The following is an 18,363-nucleotide window of genomic DNA, read 5'->3' on the forward strand; positions in this document are numbered from 1 at the left end:
TTACGCTTTTGCCTCTAAACCAAGCACTTTCGCTAATGCAACTAAGAACTTCGCATTTTCAGCTTCCGTCCCAATAGATACACGTAGATGATTTGCAATGCCCACAGGACGTACAATCACACCTTCTTTCAATAAAGCATTAAATGTTTGAGCAGGATCAGCCTGAATATCCACCAAAATAAAATTGGCACGAGACGGCACATAATTTAAGCCAAGTTGTTCAAACCCCGCCTCTAACTGCGCCATACCTGCTTTGTTTACTTCACGCGATTTTTCAATAAATACGCCATCTTTCAATGCTGCCACAGCGGCCACCATTGCTAAATGATTCACATTAAATGGTTGACGAATACGGTTCAAAAAGTCTGTTACTTCAGCAGAAGCTAAAGCAAAACCGACACGCAGTGCCGCCAAACCATAACATTTAGACATGGTACGGCTAACAATTAAGTTTGGATATTGTGCAAGAAATTTCAAGCTATTGAAGTTTTCTGGGTAATATTCAACATAAGCTTCATCTAATACCACAATGACATTGGCAGGAACTTTTTGCATAAAAGCATCAAATTCAGCTTCTTCAAACCAAGTACCAGTTGGGTTATTCGGATTGGCAATAAAAATTAGTTTGGTATTGGCTTTAATTGCTTTTGCCATGGCATCTAAGTCGTGCGAAAAGCCTTTTGCAAGTACTTCAATGGCTTCTGCATTAATCGCTTGAGTGACCAAACCATATACGGCAAAGGCATGTTGGCTGTACACCACAGAATCGCTTGAAGACACAAATGCACGTGCAAAAATTTCAAGAAGATCGTTTGAACCATTCCCCAAAGTAATACAGTTATGCGCTACACCAAACTGTGCATGCACCTGATCTTTTAGAATAAAACCGCCACCATCAGGATATCGACCAATTTCAGCAAGTTCTGCAGCAACTGCTTCTTTGACTTTGTCAGAACAACCTAAAGGGTTTTCATTTGAGGCTAATTTGACAATGTCGGTAATACCTAATTCACGTTCAAGTTCGCTAATGGGTTTACCAGGCTGGTATGGTTTTAATTTTTCAATGCCTTCGTGGGCTGGAACAAACGTCATTTTACACTTCCGATATTTTCAAATAATCAATGCACTCAACTTCAATCTAAAATTAAGTGCAACTACGATTTATAACACGGCAATAGGATATGAACCCAATACACGAATTTCTTTCACCAAAGGACGAATCTCTTCAATGGCAGCTTTTACATTGTCCTGTTCGACATGGCCTTCTAAATCGATGAAGAACACATAAGCCCATTTTTCAGGCAAAGCAGGTCGTGTTTCAATACTGGTTAAACTAATATTGTGTTTTGCAAAAGGTGCAAGAATTTCTAACAATGCACCCGCACGGTCATGTGCAGAAATAAGTAATGATGTTTTATCATTGCCACTTTGCGGAATTTTTTCACGGCCAATCACCAAGAAACGCGTGGTGTTTTCTGGGTTATCTTCAATATTGCCATGTAAAATTTCTAAGTCGTAAATATTCGCAGCCACGTCTGATGCAATTGCTGCTGAATGCCATTCGTTACGAATACGGCGTGCAGCTTCGGCATTTGAACTAAGTGCAACACGTTCTACACCCGGATAATGCGCGTCTAACCAACCACGGCATTGCGCCAAAGTTTGTTGATGGGCATAAATCTGCTTAATGCTGTCTTTACGGGTATTTTCAGACACTAAAAACTGGTGATGAATACGCAATTCAACTTCACCAATTACATTTAAATGTGATGCTTTAAAACAATCTAAAGTATGATTAACCACTCCTTCAGATGAGTTTTCTACAGGAACCAAACCATAGTGTGCACTACCCGCTTCAACTTCACGGAACACTTCATCAATGGTTGGTAACGGACGGATCACAGCATCGTGACCGAAATGTTTAAGTACAGCAGAATGCGTATACGTACCCACTGGGCCTAAAAATGCAATACTTTGCGGTGCTTCAAGCGCCAAACATGCCGACATAATTTCACGAAATAAGCGTGCCATAGTCACATCAGACAAAGGCCCTTCGTTGCGCTCCATAACATTACGTAAAACTTGCGCCTCACGCTCAGGACGGTAAAACAGCGGGTTCTCTTCGGCGGCAAACTTCGCTTTAGCAACTGCTTCTGCTAGCTTTGCGCGACGGTTAATTAGTTGCTGAATCTGCATATCAACAGAGTCGATATCATCGCGGATTTGAGCTAAATCAATAGAAGCCGTGGTGTTCTGATCGTCATTGATCATTGTTATGTCGCCCTTCAAAAACATGGTTGTAAACAGTATAACAATAGTTAGCTTTCAAATGTTACGCAATAAGACTTTGATTGATTCAGTCTTAAAAACATACAGTTGTTTAAACCTTCAGCATGACTTAGAATAAATATCAACAAAACAAATATATAAAAATATGGTTTACAAGATAAATTCGTAAAACGGATCTGTTGAATAGTGCCTGAATATCGTGATGTGATTAGTATGAAATTGATTATCCGATCCAATTTTCATCTACAAGAAATTACTTACAAATAGATTAATAATTAGACTAAATTGGTTTAGTATTTAACGAAACAGTTCACAAAAATATTCATTAACTGTTCATTTAGTTTCCATTTTACTGACTTTAAACTCGCTTTTTAATTAGGTTTTTAGACTGAGCGACAACAAAGTCATCACCAATTATTAATCATTTTTCTATCGTCTTTAAAAAAAACAATACGGGAGTACAAATAATGCGCAAAAGAATCGCTGTACTGGTTACGCATGACTTTGAAGATTCTGAATATACAGAAACTGTAGAAGCCTTCCGTGCAGCCCGTCATTGCATTTCCAATATAGAGCATCAAGCAGGAAACATTGTCTATGGGAAACACCGCAAGTCTGCGGTCACGATTGATCTCAGTATTGATCTGGTTTCCATCCATGATTTTGATGCTTTACTCATTCCTGGCGGTCACTCGCCCAATTTACTGCGCGCAGATGAACGCTATGTCGACTTTGTCCGATGTTTTGCAGGTGCCTACAAACCTATTCTGTGCATTTGTCATGGCCCGCAATTATTGATTAATGCTCAAATCGTCAAAGGACGTCGTATGACCTCTATTCAACCGATTATTGATGATCTAGTGAATGCAGGTGCGGTGTATTATGATCAACCTGTCGTGAATGATAATAATTTATACATTAGCTCACGAGCACCCGATGACTTACCTGAATTTATACGTGAAAGTCTGCAAGTCCTTAGCAAATAAAAAAGAGCCTTTAAGGCTCTTTTTTTAAATGATGCATTAACGCCCTAGCAAACCACGAGCAACAATCTCTTTCATAATTTCATTGGTGCCACCATAAATGCGCTGAATACGTGCGTCGACAAAGAAACGTGAAATTGGATATTCGCTCATGTACCCGTAACCGCCAAATAATTGCAGTAGGTTATCGGCAATTTTCATCTGCATATCTGTCGAGAAACTTTTTAAGGCTGCTGCTGTTTCAACATCCAGCTTGCCTTGCATATACAGTTCTACATTTTGATTATAAAACGCAGCTGTTGCCAATTCGTCAATTTTAGCCTGAGCAATCACAAAACGGGTGTTTTGAAATTGACTGATCGGCTGACCAAAAGCTTGACGCTCTTTGACATACTGAATTGTGACGTCGATAGAACCTCGAATTGCACCAATAGCCGTCGCTGCAATGGCTGTACGTTCACGTGGCAACTCTTGCATTAAATAGGCAAAACCTTGGCCTGCCTGTCCTAAAAGTTGCTCTTTCGGTACTTTTACATTGTCATAAAATAGTTCTGATGTATCTTGTGAATGTAAGCCAATCTTTTCCAGATTTGTGCCTTTCTTAAAGCCGTCTAAGTGCGTGTCGACCAATAAAAGTGAAACACCCTTTGCACGTGCTTGCGGGTCTGTTTTAGCCGCCAACACAACTAAGTCGGCATGCTGACCATTTGAAATAAAGGTCTTCGAACCATTAAGCAGGTAATGGTCGCCTTGTAGAATTGCACTACTACGCATCGCCTGTAAGTCAGAACCTGCACCAGGCTCGGTCATGCCAATTGCACCAACAACTTCACCGCTCACCATTTTAGGTAACCAATGTTGTTTTTGCGCTTCTGAACCAATATGCAAAATATACGGCGCTGCAATTTCCGAATGACATGAAATACCCGTAGAAAGTGCACTAAACCCTGCACGAGCAGACTCTTCGACCAACATTAAAGAATAATGCGTTGGTACACCATAACCACCATATTCTTCAGGTACATCAATACAAAGAAAGCCATTTTCGCCCAAAGCATTCCAAACAGAACGTGGCATAAGACCATCGCGCTCCCACTGCTCATAATGCGGTGCAATATGTTCATTCATAAAACGGCGGAAATTATCACGAAATAGTTCTAAATCTGCATCATAAGCTAGCATTTCTTTTCCTTATTGAGATGATGTGGTTTTATGACCTTATCCTATTGTAATTCTAGGTATTCGTCATGGGCCAAAACCTGCGCGTTCAATTTATATTGCAAATTCTATTGCCCATAAAAAAAAGGAAGCTGATGCTTCCTTTTTCACTCATTCAATAACTGATTAAACAAGCTGTGTATTTTCTTCTGCCATTTGACGGTCTACATCTTCTGGGTTTGCCAAAGCATGGTTTAATTTATCCATGTCCAACTGCCCCACCCATTTTGCAACCACAATAGTTGCCAATGAGTTACCCACTAAATTCGTTAATGCACGTGCTTCAGACATGAAACGGTCAATACCTAAAATTAGTGCCAAACCAGCAACTGGAATATGACCGACCGCAGACAATGTCGCCGCCATTACAATAAAGCCAGAACCCGTGACACCTGCAGCGCCTTTAGATGAAATCAGCAAGACTGCAAGTAAGGTAATTTGATGCGAAAGATCTAACTGAGTATTGGTTGCTTGTGCAATAAAAATTGCCGCCATGGTCAGGTAAATAGACGTACCATCTAAGTTAAATGAATAACCTGTTGGAATCACCAAACCAACCACCGATTTTTCACAACCTGCAATTTCAAGCTTTTTCAACATGCGTGGTAAAACTGATTCTGAAGATGACGTCCCCAGTACAATCAGTAATTCTTCACGGATCATACGAATCATTTTCAAAATACTAAAACCGCTTATACGGGCAATCGTACCTAGAATGAAGAAAACAAAAAGCAAACAGGTAATATAGAAGCAAATAATTAACTGTGCCAACTGCGCCAGTGAACCAATACCATATTTACCAATGGTATAAGCCATTGCACCGAATGCACCAATTGGCGCTAATTTCATGATCATATTTACAATGTTAAAGAACACATGTGAAATTTGATCAATAAATTTCAATACTGGTTTACCAGCAGCACCTAATTTATGCAGTGCAAAACCAAAAAGTAATGCAAACAAAAGAACTTGAAGAATTTCACCTTGAGCAAATGCACCGACAACAGTATCAGGAATAATATTCATGAAAAAGTCAGTGCTCGACTGTGCTGCACCAGATTCTATATATTTAGAAATACCCGCAGTATCTAAAGATGCAGGATCGACATTCATGCCGACACCTGGTTTTGCAATGTTAATCACCAATAAGCCAATCACTAAGGCAATGGTCGAAACAATTTCAAAATACAGCAATGCAATACCGCCAGTTTTACCCACTGACTTCATACTTTCCATACCAGCAATACCGCTCACCACGGTACAGAAAATCACTGGTGCGATAATCATCTTAATGAGCTTAATGAAGCCTTGTCCTAATGGATATAACTGCTCGCCTAAGCCTTTTACATATTGTTCAGTACCGTTGACAAGTTGAGTGCCACTTGGGTAAAAATGCCCAACCAGAACACCGGCAATAATAGCGACTATCACTTGAAAATACAGCGACTTATAAATTGGTTTTTTAGCCATGAGAATTCTTCACGATCTGTTGCTTCACTCAGAAGCTTCTTTTATTGTCTATTTCTTTTCAAAAACAAACAGCCCAAACTCATTTGCCGCTGACAAAAGAGCACCATCGTATTGGGTATCGCCCAATATTTAGAAAACATTAATAAACTGTGAATATGGTTTTAGAACAAAACCACGCCATGCCAAAATTTCATTCAGCAAAAGCTCAGGAGATGAAGAACACACAAGAGTACGGTTAAATTTTACCTAATTTTTATTTTTTTGTTTGGCCTCAAATGTTAAATTTGATTAACAAATAAACGAGTTTCATTAGACCATAGTCTAAACCCCTACCAAATAAGCACTAGAATTTGGCTGAAAAACATAAAAGATCAAAGTAGACTACAGGGTTTGCCTGTACTTTTAAAAGCTTGTTGAATGAATACTAAACGCAATATTTATAAAGATTTTGAACATCCTTTTGCCCAATTTATCCGAATTATTGGCAAAGGAAAAAATGGCGCACGCTCGCTCACCTTTGAAGAAGCTTATGAAGCCTTTAGCATGATTCTCAAAGATGAAGTATTGGATGTGCAATTGGGTGCATTTTTAATGCTTCTACGAGTAAAAGAAGAATCGGTAGATGAACTTGCGGGTTTTGTACAGGCCACACGAGATCAATTAACATTTAAACCCTTACAGGTCGATTTAGACTGGTCTTCGTATGCAGGCAAACGAAAACATTACCCTTGGTTTTTACTGGCCGCTCTGACTTTAGCAAAGCATGGTTATAAAGTCGTCATGCACGGCGCATCTGGCCATACCATGAACCGTATGTATACCGAACAAGTTTTAGAATATCTAGACTACCCCATCTGTCAAAATGACCAAGATGTTGAAACGCAATTGGCTACGCGTAATTTTGCCTATTTGCCCTTACATGCTATTTCCCCTATTTTAAGTGACTTAATTTCCCTGCGAAATGTCATGGGACTACGTTCACCCATTCATACATTGGCACGCTTAATTAACCCATTTAATGCCAAAGCAACCCTCCAAGCCATTTTCCATCCTGCCTATCGAAGCTCACATCAACAAACTGCTTTTCAATTGGGCTATCAAAATAGTGCCGTGATAAAAGGTGAAGGTGGTGAATTTGAACGTAACCCAGATGCTAAAACCCTAATATGTGGTATTCAAAATGGACAATTATACGAACATGAATTGCCTAAATTGACAGACAACCGCAGTCCGATTGAAGAACAGCTTGATTTGGCCGTATTTAAAGCGGTTTGGGAAGGTAAGCAAAGCCATAGCTATGGTGAAATTGCCACCATTGAAACGATGGGTATTGCCCTGTATGCCATGGGGGTTTGTGAACGTCATGACCTTGCTATGCAGCAGGCGCAAACCCTTTGGCTTAATCGGCACCTAATCACTAGCGAAAAACCATAGAAATATAACAAGATTGATACAGACGGCTTTTAGATCTGCTAGTCATGGTAGATCTAAAATGCTAATTTAATAAATGTGCATTCTTTAGCAAAAATATAAAAAAATGAGGATTCCACATGAATACTATTTTCAATAGCCATCAAGTAGAAAAAGAAGAGCTTGCTCGCACTGCATTATATGAGGCGATTTGCTTTAGAAATCCATTCACCCAAATTGTGATGCAATTTATACAACATCATCTGGACAGCATACCTGCTGACTATTGGACGTCACATTTTGGCTCACCCAAACCCAGCACTGAACAAATTATTAATAAGTTAGAATTGGATGATCGTTATTTTTTAAATTCTGATAATTTGACTGAAGAAGAAATAGCATTTCATGCCAATCATTTAGATTTTATATTGCCCGCAGATGCTAGCCCCTATGCACTCTGTGTGAGTTTCGAGCTTGGACAACCCTACTCCATTAGTATTGTGAATTAAAAAAACCAGCATCATGCTGGTTTTTTTAATTGATGCTTTATGCCATTTTTGAATAAAGCATTTTGATATTTTATGCAGTCTTAAATAAAACGGATTGGCTTAAACTCAGGTTCTTCTACATGAGAATCGCAATGCTCATCTTCTTCTTTGGTACCACGGTCAATATAGCCACTACGTTCAGCTTCTGGTAAGTTTTTTGCTTCCCAAGCATAGACTGCTTGCATACAAGTTTGGCGTTGTTCTTTCGTTAACGCTAAGCCATTGGGCCATTTTCCAATTTCAACCGCAAGCTTTAAACGGCTCACAATTTCAGGATCCAATACAGCAAGCATTTGTTCAATATTCATGGGCTAATCCTGTTTAAATGAGTCAAAATCTTGATTCCAACCAAGCTTGGTACGACATGCTATATAAAAGTCATAGCCAGGCGGATGCAATAAATTTAGTTTAAATGGATGCTTACGGATATGTAAGCTATCTCCGACACTAAGTGAAACACTGTTTTGCCCGTCAGCACTGACCATTGGCAACACACGATTTTCACGAATTAAAATTTTAATTTCACTGTGACCGCCGACCACAATTGGACGAGACGACAAGGTATGCGGATGCATCGGCACCAGTGCAATAGCATCCATACCAGGATGCACAATAGGCCCACCACCCGACAACGCATAAGCAGTCGAACCTGTAGGTGTCGATACAATCAGACCATCGCTGTGTTGACGGTACACATATTGACCATCAATATTCAGCTCAAAATCGATCATATGTACCGATTTTCCTGAGTGTAAAACCACATCATTCAATGCTATCGCATCGTAAATACTTTCACCTTTAGAACGTATTTCAATTTCTAGCAGAAAACGACGGTCTAATTGAAATTCACCTTTTAAGACTTGATCAAGCTTAAAAAGAACTTCTGTGGGTTTAATATCGGTTAGAAAGCCTAAACGGCCTCTGTTCACCCCAATCACTGGAGTATTGAATTTGACCAGCGAGCGGGCCGCATGTAACAAAGAACCATCACCGCCAACCACAATCACCAAATCAACCACTTCGCCCAACAGCGCCTTACTGACTGTTTGAGTGTTGGTATATGGCACCAATTTAGCCGTCGCTGTATCAAAAACAGGATGTAGCCCTAAACTGAGTAAATGATCATGAATGAGACATAAAGTTTCAACAACTGATGATTTATCAGGGCGACCGATTAATCCAATGTTACGAAATGTCTTGTGTGAAATTTGCACCTACGTCATTGCTCCACTACGCTTCATGCTTATCATAGCATTAACGCTTTTGATTTTAAAAAACTTTGAATTGCTAATTTATCAGACTGATGTATCTATATTTTGCATACTTATACAGTTTAATTATTGCAAATTACGTAAAAGCTTCGCATGATTAGCAAAATTTCTCAGGATCTTGTCATCATTTATGAAGTCTGTACGCGGTATAGGTGCTATTGCATTTATTTTTTGTGTTTTGGTGATTGGCGCATTTGTCGCTTTCAGTGTTTATCTGATTAAAATCGACAATATAGTTAGAGCCAAATTCGAAGGACAGCGTTGGGATATTCCAGCGAAAGTATTTGCACGCCCCTTAGAAATTTATACCAATGCCCCTGTCAGCCAAGATGATTTGCGTGAAGAGCTCAAAATGTTGGGCTATAAAGGCGCAGAAAGTTATGCCAAAACAGGAAGCTTTGTCACGTCTGGCAATGAGATGTATGTGCATACTCGTGGTTTTGACTTTGGTGACCGTGTTGAGCCTGAGCAAGTACTCAAGATTTCATTTGGTAAAGATCAAGTAACTGATATCAGTGCCACAAAGCCATCATCCAATGGTATTGCTCGTTTAGAACCGCTTTTAATTGGTGGTATCTACCCGCAACACAATGAAGACCGCGTGCTGATTAAATTAAAAAATGTGCCTAAACCGCTCATTGAAGCGTTAATTGCAACTGAAGACCGCAATTTTCATCATCATCATGGTATTTCTGTACGTGGTACAGCACGTGCTATTGTCAGTAATGTTACAGGTGGTAAACGCCAAGGCGGTTCAACTTTAACGCAACAGCTGGTGAAAAACTTTTATTTAAGTCCTGAGAAAACTTTAAAACGTAAAGTAAATGAAGCCCTAATGGCTTTACTCATTGAATTACATTACGACAAAGACGAAATTCTTGAAGCCTATTTAAATGAAGTGAATTTAGGTCAAAATGGTAACTATTCAATTAATGGTTACGGCTTGGCTTCACAATTCTATTTTGGCTTGCCTTTACGTGAATTAAGTATAGCTCAACAAGCCTATTTGGTCGGTTTAGTACAAGGGCCCAGCCTCTATAACCCATGGCGCAACCCAGAAGCGGCTAAAAAACGCCGTGATATCGTGCTTAACAATATGTTGGTGATGGGCTATTTAACCCAACAACAATATGAAACTGAAACTGCGCGTCCCTTAAATGTGCTTGCGAAACCGACACTTGGCCCTGCCCGCTTCCCAGATTTTTTAGATATTGTTCGTCGTCAATTACGCACCGAATATCAAGAAAGTGATTTAACCAATCAAGGGTTGCGTATTTTTACAACCTTAGACCCAATTGCACAAACACGTATTCAAAACAGTTTTAAAGAAACCGTAACTCGCCTAAGCAATGCAAACCCAAATCGTTTAAAAGATTTACAAGGCGCGACATTAGTCACTCATCCTGAAAATGGCGAACTGGTGGCTGCTGTGGGTTCTACACAAGACTTTACAGGCTTCAACCGTGCAGTCGATGCCAAACGTCAAGTTGGTTCACTCCTCAAACCTGTCATTTATTTAAGTGCTATTGAATCTGGACGTTACAATTGGGCCAGTCCAATTCAAGACAGTAGCATCAGCATTCAAAGTGAAGGCAAAGCGTGGACACCCAAAAATTATAGTGGTGGTGAACATGGTGTCGTGCCAATGGTGCAAGCACTTTCACAATCTTATAACTTATCTGCTGTGCGCCTCGGTCAAGAGTTTGGTCTTTCCACGTTTATTAATCATCTGAAAAAGTTTGGTGTAACCGCAAATATCCCGAATTATCCATCCATTTATTTGGGTGCTGTCGATATGTCACCTATGGATGTCTTGGGTCTTTATGGCAACTTTGCAACAGGTGGTTTCAAATACCCAATTAAATCTATTCGTGCCGTAGTCGATAACAACGGCCGTACATTAGATCGTTACAGCTTGTCAGTACAGCCAACTATTGACCCTGCCGCTGCTTATGTATTGAACTATGGGATGCAACAGGTGATGGCCTCAGGTACTGGCCGATCTGCCTACAATACATTCCCCACATCTTTAGAACTTGCAGGAAAATCGGGTACGACGAATGACACCCGCGACTCTTGGTTTGCGGGCTATTCAGGCAACTACGCCGCTGTTGTTTGGTTGGGCTTGGATGACAATAAAATTACAGGACTAACGGGCTCTTCAGGTGCATTACCGGTATGGATTAATATCATGAAGCAGTTGCGTCAAAAACCTGTCAATTTGCGCCAACCCGACGATGTGGAATGGCATTGGTTAGACCGAAATACGGGTGAACTTTCAGCTTCAGGCTGTGACGGTGCGATTCATATTCCACTTCTACGTAATTCAATTCCGAAACGTGCAACGGCGTGTAGCCAGTCACAATATGAAGTACAGCCTTACACAAGTGATACTGAAGCTACTCAAGAACCTGCACCGCAGAGTGATAATTTAGAAAACTTGATTCGAGAAAGTGAAAATAACTCCGATCAAGATACATCTAATCAAACACGTATTGTTTCCAGTGGAAGTTTTACAAACTGAGGTTAAAGTTGCAGATATTAAACAAGACGCTAATCTGTGTAATCTTGCTTGGGCTAGCAGGCTGTCAAAGCTTGCCAGTACCTGAGCAGAAAGCACCGAAACAGCAAACACCCAAAGAGGTGAAAAAAGACATTCACGCTCCTTCGGGTGCGGTCATTCATCCGTATGACCGCCCAGACATTCAACGTCAGCGCATTGTGATTCCGAAACAACAGGAACGCGTGCAACAGTTTGATGATGGACGCAGTCTACCTGCCTTTAAAAAATTGATGCAACAAACACAAAATGCATACGCCAAAGGTCAGTTTAATCAAGCAGAAGACGCAGCCACACAGGCTCAACGCCTTGCACCGCAGTCGGCAGAGACCTATTTATATTTGGCCATGATTGCAAATCGTAAAAACCAACCCGCTAATGCTGAAGCTTTGGCACAGCGCGGTCTAAGTTATGCGCAAAGTACAGCCATGAAGCGACAACTGTGGAATGTCATTCTAAAAGCCGGTCAAAAGCAAAATATGCCCCAGACCGTACAAAAAGCACAACATGCTCTAAAAGCCCTTTAAAGGGCTTTTTTATTGCAAAGTATTCTGTTCAATAAACTAAAGAAAACGTAGCCCTGCAATGCCATAGGCATGATGCTGCTGTGCTTCGACCAAATGCTCTTGCGTCATTCCACCCAAAGCAAATACAGGAATATGCATTTTTTGAGCGATCAATTCAAACTGCTCCCACCCCATTGGTAAGGCATCTGTATGCGTTGCAGTCGGTAGAACAGGACTTAATAAAATCGCATCACAACCAATAGCCTGCGCATGTAAGGCCGAGACTAAGTCATGACAGGCTGCAATATAACGATGCCCTGTATTAAGTTGACCTTTTCGCATCTGCATAAGTTGCGACTGTTTTAAATGAATGGTGCCAACACCTTGTTGCTGAATACTGTTCAACTTCTGCCATACATCTATATTTACAATCAATTTTGGCAAATCATCTATCCGAGTATTGGATAATGCAATCACCTGTTCAGCGTTTGCTTCTGTTCTAAAATACAAGAGTTGGTTTTTAGCTAGATGTTCTAACACAGTTAAATCATCTGAAATTTTAATGTGATGAGGCCAAAATAAACGTTGCAACATCGTTTTATTGGCTTTTGGAAAATTCAAGTCCAGCAATTGGTCACGCTTAAACCATGTCCACGGTTGTTGAATTTCGTTTAACAATTCATCTGCTACAGAAGCATGGAAGATATGTAAATTAACAATCACATCGTCATATTCATGCTGAATACAATCGAAAGCATGCCACTCCTTTAAACCAATACCGACTTCTTCATAAACCTCACGCCGACAAGCCTCCAACGCTGTTTCACCATCTTCAACTTTTCCACCAGGAAATTCATGTTTATTACCCTGATGTTGTTGCGCATCACGCCATCCCACCAAAACTTGCCCTCGATGTAACAAAATGGCTATCGCAATATGTAAGTTCGGTTTAGACATGTGTTGTATCCATTTTCTTAATTTATATAACCAAGTGTAAGCAACTTTAAGTTTTTTATAAATTCTTTGTATTAACGATTGACAGGCCTATTCGATAATGATTATCATTTAAACCGTTCACTACACACCACGGAGTCCAACTATATGAACGCACCATTTAGCTTATTTACTCGTAACACAGAATCTCATCATGCCTTACCTATGTTGCATTCAAATAACTTATTTTCGCTCGGTCGTGAAATTCGTATTATGCATGCAGGTGAAGAATACCGTTTACGTTTAACTCGAAATAATAGACTGATTCTGACCAAATAATTAAAACAACCAGACAATAAAAAACGTGGGAACAAGCAGTATGAATCAGCGCATACTGCTTTTTATGCATTAAATTATTTTAATTTTTTTCGGCAAATAAATTTTGACACATAAGCCACCTAATGCCGATTTTGAAAATTCGATTGTTCCTTGATGTAATTCTATAATTTTTTTACAAATAGACAGCCCCAACCCTGTTCCTTGCGTTTGCGTCCCCAAAGCACGATAAAAGCGTTCACCCAAACGCTCTAGCACATCATCGGTCATGTCCGTTCCATTGTCTTCAATACGCCATAAAATGTGTTGTTCGTCAGATTCAGCAGACACGATTAACCTACCGTTGATTTGCGCATAACGAACGGCGTTATCGACCAAGTTTCTTAAGCAAGTAAATAATAATTCTGAATTTACCCAAAGAGCACTCGATGGCACATCGACAGTCAATTGAATATTTTTTTGTTGAATAAACGGCGCCAAAGCTTGCAGCACTTCAAACATGACATCTGCTAAATCAATATCCGCTTTAGGCAAGTCCGCAGGATTAGATGGGTCTAACCGCGCCAACAGCAGTAAGTTTTCCAGCACTTGTGTACCACGTTTTACATCGTGTTGAATTTGTCTTAAATCTTCAGGCAATTGTGGATGGTCTTGATATTTACGCATTAACACTTGCGAACGCATTTGAATTGCAGACAAAGGAGAACGTAGTTCATGCGATGCATCGGCAGTAAAACGCTGTTCTGCCACCAAAGCTTGCTTTACACGCTCTAACATAAAGTTCAGTTGTTGCACCATCGGTTGTAACTCAACCAATTCAGGTTCTGGCGAAACAATGGGTTCTAAATCGCCTGCACTTTTTTCAGAAATTTGATGCGACAGTGCATGAATCAATTTAAATTGTCGCTTAATGGAAAAATGTACAATGAGCCATTGTAAGCACCATAAAACAACCAATACTGCAAAATAACCTGCTGCCGTTGAAATAATTTCTTCAAAGCGAACATCTAAAGGTTGTATAGCATACAAGGTCATATCCGATTCATTTTTGACGTATACCCGCCACACGTCCTGCTGATACCGAAATATGGAATAACCCGGTTTCGTTTGCTGATTGACCAAATCTTGCAGAATTTCATTTTGAGCATCTTCGGACTGAGTCAAAGTTTGACCCTCGTAAACCAAACGGTAATGAATATCAAATTGATTGCTCAATTCGTCAATTTCCTGCCCAGTCGATTTGGTAATATCCGCAATTAACAGCATATCGGAAATTTCATCCATGATTTCATCTTGCAAATGCATGGTCTGATAGACAGAAATACCCAATAACAAAACCAAAGAAACCAAACCTGCCACAATAGAACTCAAAACCGAGGTTTTGACCAGATTTCGTTGCAATGAAACTGCGCGATGTTGCATAAATTAAGCCTTAGGCTGATTCATGCGGTAACCTAAACCGCGAATAGTTTTTATATATTGGCTCCCAATTTTTTTACGTAATTGATAAATAAAAACCTCAATGGCATTACTTTCAATTTCATCGCCCCATGCATATAAAGACTCCTCCAGTTGCTCACGGGTAATAACATGTTCTGGTTTTTGCATCAATTTATATAAAATTTGAAATTCTTTTGAGGTTAAGGTCAGCGCTTCGCCATCTTGAATAACCAATTTTGCCTGTGTGTCTAAAATTAAATTAGCAAATTGAATTTGTTGACTGTTTAGACTGTGTTTTTGGCGCATTTGTGTACGCACCCGAGCAGAAAGCTCTTCTAAACTAAAAGGTTTAACCAAATAATCATTGGCGCCTAAGTCCAGTCCTTCCACGCGGTCTTGAACGCTGTCCCGTGCCGTTAAGAAAATAACCGGTGTATTGAGCTGCTTTTTGCGTAGCGCTTGTAGAATGTCATCGCCTGTGGCTTTAGGTAGCCCACGGTCTAAAAGCACACAATCATATTCATGCTGATCTATCGCTGAAATGGCATAGTCACCGCGCTCTACCCAATCAATACTGTAACCATCCATCTCTAACCAAGTCTTAATGCTTTGTGCCTGAGATACGTCATCTTCTGCCAGTAAAATTCTCATTAACCCTCCGTCAGCGCGACGCTGCTGTAGTAATCTGTGGTTTTCTTTAATTATCTTCAGTTATTTTTCGTCAATCTTTAGCTATATACCATCAATGTTTCAGTGTGTTTTAACAAATAGAATTAACCTCAAACATAGCAGTTTTGTTGTTTAAAATTAAGCTTAACCATAATAAAAAACCGCATACCACGCTAAATATTACGTGGATATGCGGTGTGATGGCTAAATCAACAGAACTGATTTATAGAAAGCTAAATTAAAATCTTACCGCATCTACATCAATGCTGACATGTTTTGCAGGTTTGTGGTCAATGTCAATTTCACCTACAATTGTCACAGGCGTTTTCGCAGAGACTTTTTTGCCATGCCATAATTTGTCATCAATTTTTACATTAATCGTGCCTGTATTGTCACGGAACTGATATTTTTCATCTCCCATTGCTTTTACAACATGGCCTTTTAACTCTACTTTCGTGTCATCTTTTAAAGAAAGTGCTTGTTTAACCGTCACTACTTTTGCCATTGCCGCATGGTTTACTATTTGATTCTCAGCTACATGTTCAGGCATCACTGGCGCTTTTACAGCAGGATTTGCCATTGCGACTACAGATATTGTCGCAAATCCAGCTACCATGATTGCTTTAGTCAATACGTTCATTTTCTAGCCCTTAATTCATGCTTTATTGCGTTGAAACCATTAAAGCAACTGCAAATGAACAGAATCTTAAGATTGAGCAAAACCATGATTTAATACCAAACAACAACATTTAGACCATGTATAACAATTGGTTTAATTCAGTGGTACCACGCGCAATACTTCTTCTAAAGTGGTAATACCTGCAACCACTTTACGTGCGCCCGCAATACGTAATGGTTCAATACCCTCTTTGCGTGCCTGCTGTTTAAGTAGGGTTAAATTACCATTGGCACCAATAATTTGTTTGGTTTCCAAACTCAATGGCATAAATTCGTAAATCCCGACACGGCCTTTATATCCCGTATGACGACAAGCTTCGCAACCTACAGCCTTAAAAACAAAATCTGGGGTTTTTACATTGTAGTCAAAAGTTAAATGCTTCCACTCTTGATCATTAATAAAGGTTTCTTGCTTACAATGTGGGCATAACTGGCGCACCAAACGCTGTGCCAACACCCCTAAAATAGTGGCTGCCGTTAAAAATGGCTGTACACCTAAATCATGCAAACGGGTTAGGCTAGAAGGCGCATCATTGGTATGCAAAGTAGAAAGCACCAAATGTCCTGTCAAGGCTGCTTGAATCGCCATATTGGCAGTGTCTTGGTCTCGAATTTCCCCAACCATAATAATGTCTGGATCTTGTCGCATCAGTGCCCGCACACCATCGGCAAAGCCTAAATCAATACCATTATTGACCTGCATTTGGTTAAAGCTCGGTTCAAGCATTTCAATTGGGTCTTCAATGGTGCAGACATTGACTTGTTCTGTCGCCAATTGCTTTAACGATGAATACAACGTGGTGGTTTTACCTGAACCCGTCGGCCCTGTAACCAAAATAATACCGTGACTATGACTGGTCAGCTGATTCCACGATTCCTGCAAGCGTTCTTCAAAACCCAATTGCTGAAAACTACGTACCAAAACATCAGGGTCAAAAATACGCATCACCAGTTTTTCACCAAATGCTGTTGGCAATGTCGATAAACGTAATTCTGTTTCCTGTCCTTTCGGTGTTCTTGTCTTTAAACGTCCATCCTGTGGTTTGCGTTTTTCGGCAACATTCATTCGGCCTAAAATTTTAATTCGCGAAATGACAGCAGTTAAGGTATTTGCAGGCATGTTATAAATGGTATGCAACACACCATCAATACGAAAACGGACTTTCCCTGTGTCTTTTCGTGGCTCTAGATGAATATCACTGGCACCTTGTTCAAAAGCAAACTGTAATACCCAGTCCACCAATTTCACAATGTGTTGATCATTGGCATCTGGATTCTGTGAATCCCCCAATTGTAAAAGTGCCTCAACACCTTTGTTTTCACGATCATAAGCCGAAGACTTTTGCGATGAGTTTACCGCACGGCTTACTTGATAATATTCCACCAAATAACGTTGCAATTGCTCAGGGTTTAACAACACTCGCTGAATTTTACGTGGTAAAACGGTGCGCTCTAAATTGACCATCCACTCAGATTTAAAGGGTTGATCGGTCGCAATTAACACATGTTCATTTTGAATTTCGACTGCAAGAATTTTATTGCGCATGGCAAATTCTTGCGACATGACATGGGTCAAGGCCTGCACGTCTGCTTTTAAAGGGTCAATAATATAAAAAGGCAGTTCAGACCTTTCAGACAACCACTGACATAAACGATTCAAAGTTAATGTCGATTGCGGATGACTAACATCTGCCAAATTAAAATTGGCAATCCATTGTAAAGGATGCCATTTCAACTGATCTCGCTGACGGTGCGTTGTCTGAATCAGCATTTTATTTTTTTCTGTAATACGGCCGTCTTTTTGTAGTTGCTCTAAACACCATGAAGTGTCAATTTCAAAATTTAATGTCATTACTTTATGTCCCCAAACATCCAAATACTATAACAAAATTTAAGATGCCTATTTTTCTTTTTGTTCAAACCAAGCAATTTAAATGCCGATTTTTCATAACAAAAATTATTTTAGAAGCATTAGATTGAAATACAAAAAATGGTATGAATACCGCAACAGATAAAACATTGACCCTCTACTTCTGTTTCGACTACAGTGCT

The 18,363-nt window shown here is 39.9% G+C and carries 17 protein-coding genes; 6 read left to right on the forward strand and 11 right to left on the reverse strand.

Annotation, left to right across the window (positions count from 1 at the left end; genetic code table 11):
- Window positions 1–1,092, reverse strand: coding sequence for a histidinol-phosphate transaminase (gene hisC / locus BBP83_RS07735; RefSeq protein WP_068887151.1), 1,092 nt, complete (start codon window positions 1,090–1,092; stop codon window positions 1–3).
- Window positions 1,093–1,161: 69 nt separating this feature from the next.
- Window positions 1,162–2,271 carry a prephenate dehydratase gene (gene pheA / locus BBP83_RS07740; protein WP_068887153.1) on the reverse strand — a complete coding sequence of 370 codons (1,110 nt, stop codon included), beginning with the start codon at window positions 2,269–2,271 and terminating at the stop codon, window positions 1,162–1,164.
- Window positions 2,272–2,756: 485 nt separating this feature from the next.
- Between pheA and BBP83_RS07745 the strand changes: the two genes are divergently transcribed.
- Window positions 2,757–3,275 (forward strand): type 1 glutamine amidotransferase domain-containing protein, encoded by a 519-nt coding sequence (locus BBP83_RS07745; RefSeq protein WP_068887155.1) that lies wholly within the window; start codon window positions 2,757–2,759, stop codon window positions 3,273–3,275.
- A 36-nt stretch (window positions 3,276–3,311) separates the two neighbouring features.
- Here the strand turns inward: BBP83_RS07745 and BBP83_RS07750 are convergent, their stop codons facing one another.
- Both BBP83_RS07750 and BBP83_RS07755 read right to left on the reverse strand, forming a co-directional pair.
- Window positions 3,312–4,454: an acyl-CoA dehydrogenase family protein gene (locus BBP83_RS07750; RefSeq protein WP_068887157.1), complete on the reverse strand. Its 1,143-nt coding sequence runs from the start codon at window positions 4,452–4,454 to the stop codon at window positions 3,312–3,314.
- Between the two features lie 162 nt (window positions 4,455–4,616).
- A complete protein-coding gene (locus BBP83_RS07755; RefSeq protein ID WP_068887160.1) occupies window positions 4,617–5,960 on the reverse strand; it encodes a dicarboxylate/amino acid:cation symporter in 1,344 nt (447 codons plus the stop codon).
- Between the two features lie 417 nt (window positions 5,961–6,377).
- On the opposite strand from BBP83_RS07755, the gene BBP83_RS07760 reads away from it, so the two are divergent.
- Both BBP83_RS07760 and BBP83_RS07765 read left to right on the forward strand, forming a co-directional pair.
- Entirely contained in the window at window positions 6,378–7,394 is a 1,017-nt protein-coding gene (locus BBP83_RS07760; RefSeq protein WP_068887162.1) for a glycosyl transferase family protein, read from the forward strand.
- A gap of 116 nt (window positions 7,395–7,510) precedes the next feature.
- Window positions 7,511–7,879, forward strand: coding sequence for a hypothetical protein (locus BBP83_RS07765; RefSeq protein ID WP_068887164.1), 369 nt, complete (start codon window positions 7,511–7,513; stop codon window positions 7,877–7,879).
- 80 nt (window positions 7,880–7,959) lie between these two features.
- Here BBP83_RS07765 and BBP83_RS07770 read toward each other — a convergent pair whose 3' ends face one another.
- Both BBP83_RS07770 and BBP83_RS07775 read right to left on the reverse strand, forming a co-directional pair.
- The gene (locus tag BBP83_RS07770; protein WP_068887166.1) at window positions 7,960–8,226 is read right to left on the reverse strand and encodes a YeaC family protein; all 267 of its coding nucleotides are present in this window, start codon (window positions 8,224–8,226) and stop codon (window positions 7,960–7,962) included.
- Window positions 8,227–8,229: 3 nt separating this feature from the next.
- On the reverse strand, window positions 8,230–9,132 hold the full coding sequence (locus BBP83_RS07775) for an NAD(+) kinase (RefSeq protein WP_068887168.1): 903 nt from the start codon (window positions 9,130–9,132) through the stop codon (window positions 8,230–8,232).
- Between the two features lie 187 nt (window positions 9,133–9,319).
- On the opposite strand from BBP83_RS07775, the gene mrcB reads away from it, so the two are divergent.
- Both mrcB and BBP83_RS07785 read left to right on the forward strand, forming a co-directional pair.
- Window positions 9,320–11,713 (forward strand): penicillin-binding protein 1B, encoded by a 2,394-nt coding sequence (gene mrcB, locus BBP83_RS07780; RefSeq protein WP_068887171.1) that lies wholly within the window; start codon window positions 9,320–9,322, stop codon window positions 11,711–11,713.
- A 14-nt stretch (window positions 11,714–11,727) separates the two neighbouring features.
- Window positions 11,728–12,276: a tetratricopeptide repeat protein gene (locus BBP83_RS07785; protein ID WP_068887665.1), complete on the forward strand. Its 549-nt coding sequence runs from the start codon at window positions 11,728–11,730 to the stop codon at window positions 12,274–12,276.
- 36 nt (window positions 12,277–12,312) lie between these two features.
- Here the strand turns inward: BBP83_RS07785 and BBP83_RS07790 are convergent, their stop codons facing one another.
- Entirely contained in the window at window positions 12,313–13,212 is a 900-nt protein-coding gene (locus tag BBP83_RS07790) for an NUDIX domain-containing protein (RefSeq protein WP_068887173.1), read from the reverse strand.
- Between the two features lie 144 nt (window positions 13,213–13,356).
- Between BBP83_RS07790 and hemP the strand changes: the two genes are divergently transcribed.
- Window positions 13,357–13,527 carry a hemin uptake protein HemP gene (hemP, locus tag BBP83_RS07795; RefSeq protein WP_068887175.1) on the forward strand — a complete coding sequence of 57 codons (171 nt, stop codon included), beginning with the start codon at window positions 13,357–13,359 and terminating at the stop codon, window positions 13,525–13,527.
- A gap of 69 nt (window positions 13,528–13,596) precedes the next feature.
- On the opposite strand, the gene BBP83_RS07800 is transcribed toward hemP, so the two are convergent.
- From BBP83_RS07800 to tfpB, 4 genes are all read right to left on the reverse strand, one after another.
- A complete protein-coding gene (locus BBP83_RS07800) occupies window positions 13,597–14,946 on the reverse strand; it encodes a sensor histidine kinase (RefSeq protein ID WP_068887178.1) in 1,350 nt (449 codons plus the stop codon).
- A 3-nt stretch (window positions 14,947–14,949) separates the two neighbouring features.
- Window positions 14,950–15,615, reverse strand: coding sequence for a response regulator transcription factor (locus BBP83_RS07805; RefSeq protein ID WP_068887180.1), 666 nt, complete (start codon window positions 15,613–15,615; stop codon window positions 14,950–14,952).
- 256 nt (window positions 15,616–15,871) lie between these two features.
- Window positions 15,872–16,273: a NirD/YgiW/YdeI family stress tolerance protein gene (locus BBP83_RS07810; RefSeq protein ID WP_068887182.1), complete on the reverse strand. Its 402-nt coding sequence runs from the start codon at window positions 16,271–16,273 to the stop codon at window positions 15,872–15,874.
- 132 nt (window positions 16,274–16,405) lie between these two features.
- Window positions 16,406–18,163 carry a type IV pilus assembly ATPase TfpB gene (gene tfpB / locus BBP83_RS07815; RefSeq protein WP_068887184.1) on the reverse strand — a complete coding sequence of 586 codons (1,758 nt, stop codon included), beginning with the start codon at window positions 18,161–18,163 and terminating at the stop codon, window positions 16,406–16,408.
- Between the last annotated feature and the right edge of the window lie 200 nt (window positions 18,164–18,363).

The sequence above is a fragment of the Acinetobacter celticus genome (assembly GCF_001707755.1).
GTDB lineage: Bacteria > Pseudomonadota > Gammaproteobacteria > Pseudomonadales > Moraxellaceae > Acinetobacter > Acinetobacter celticus.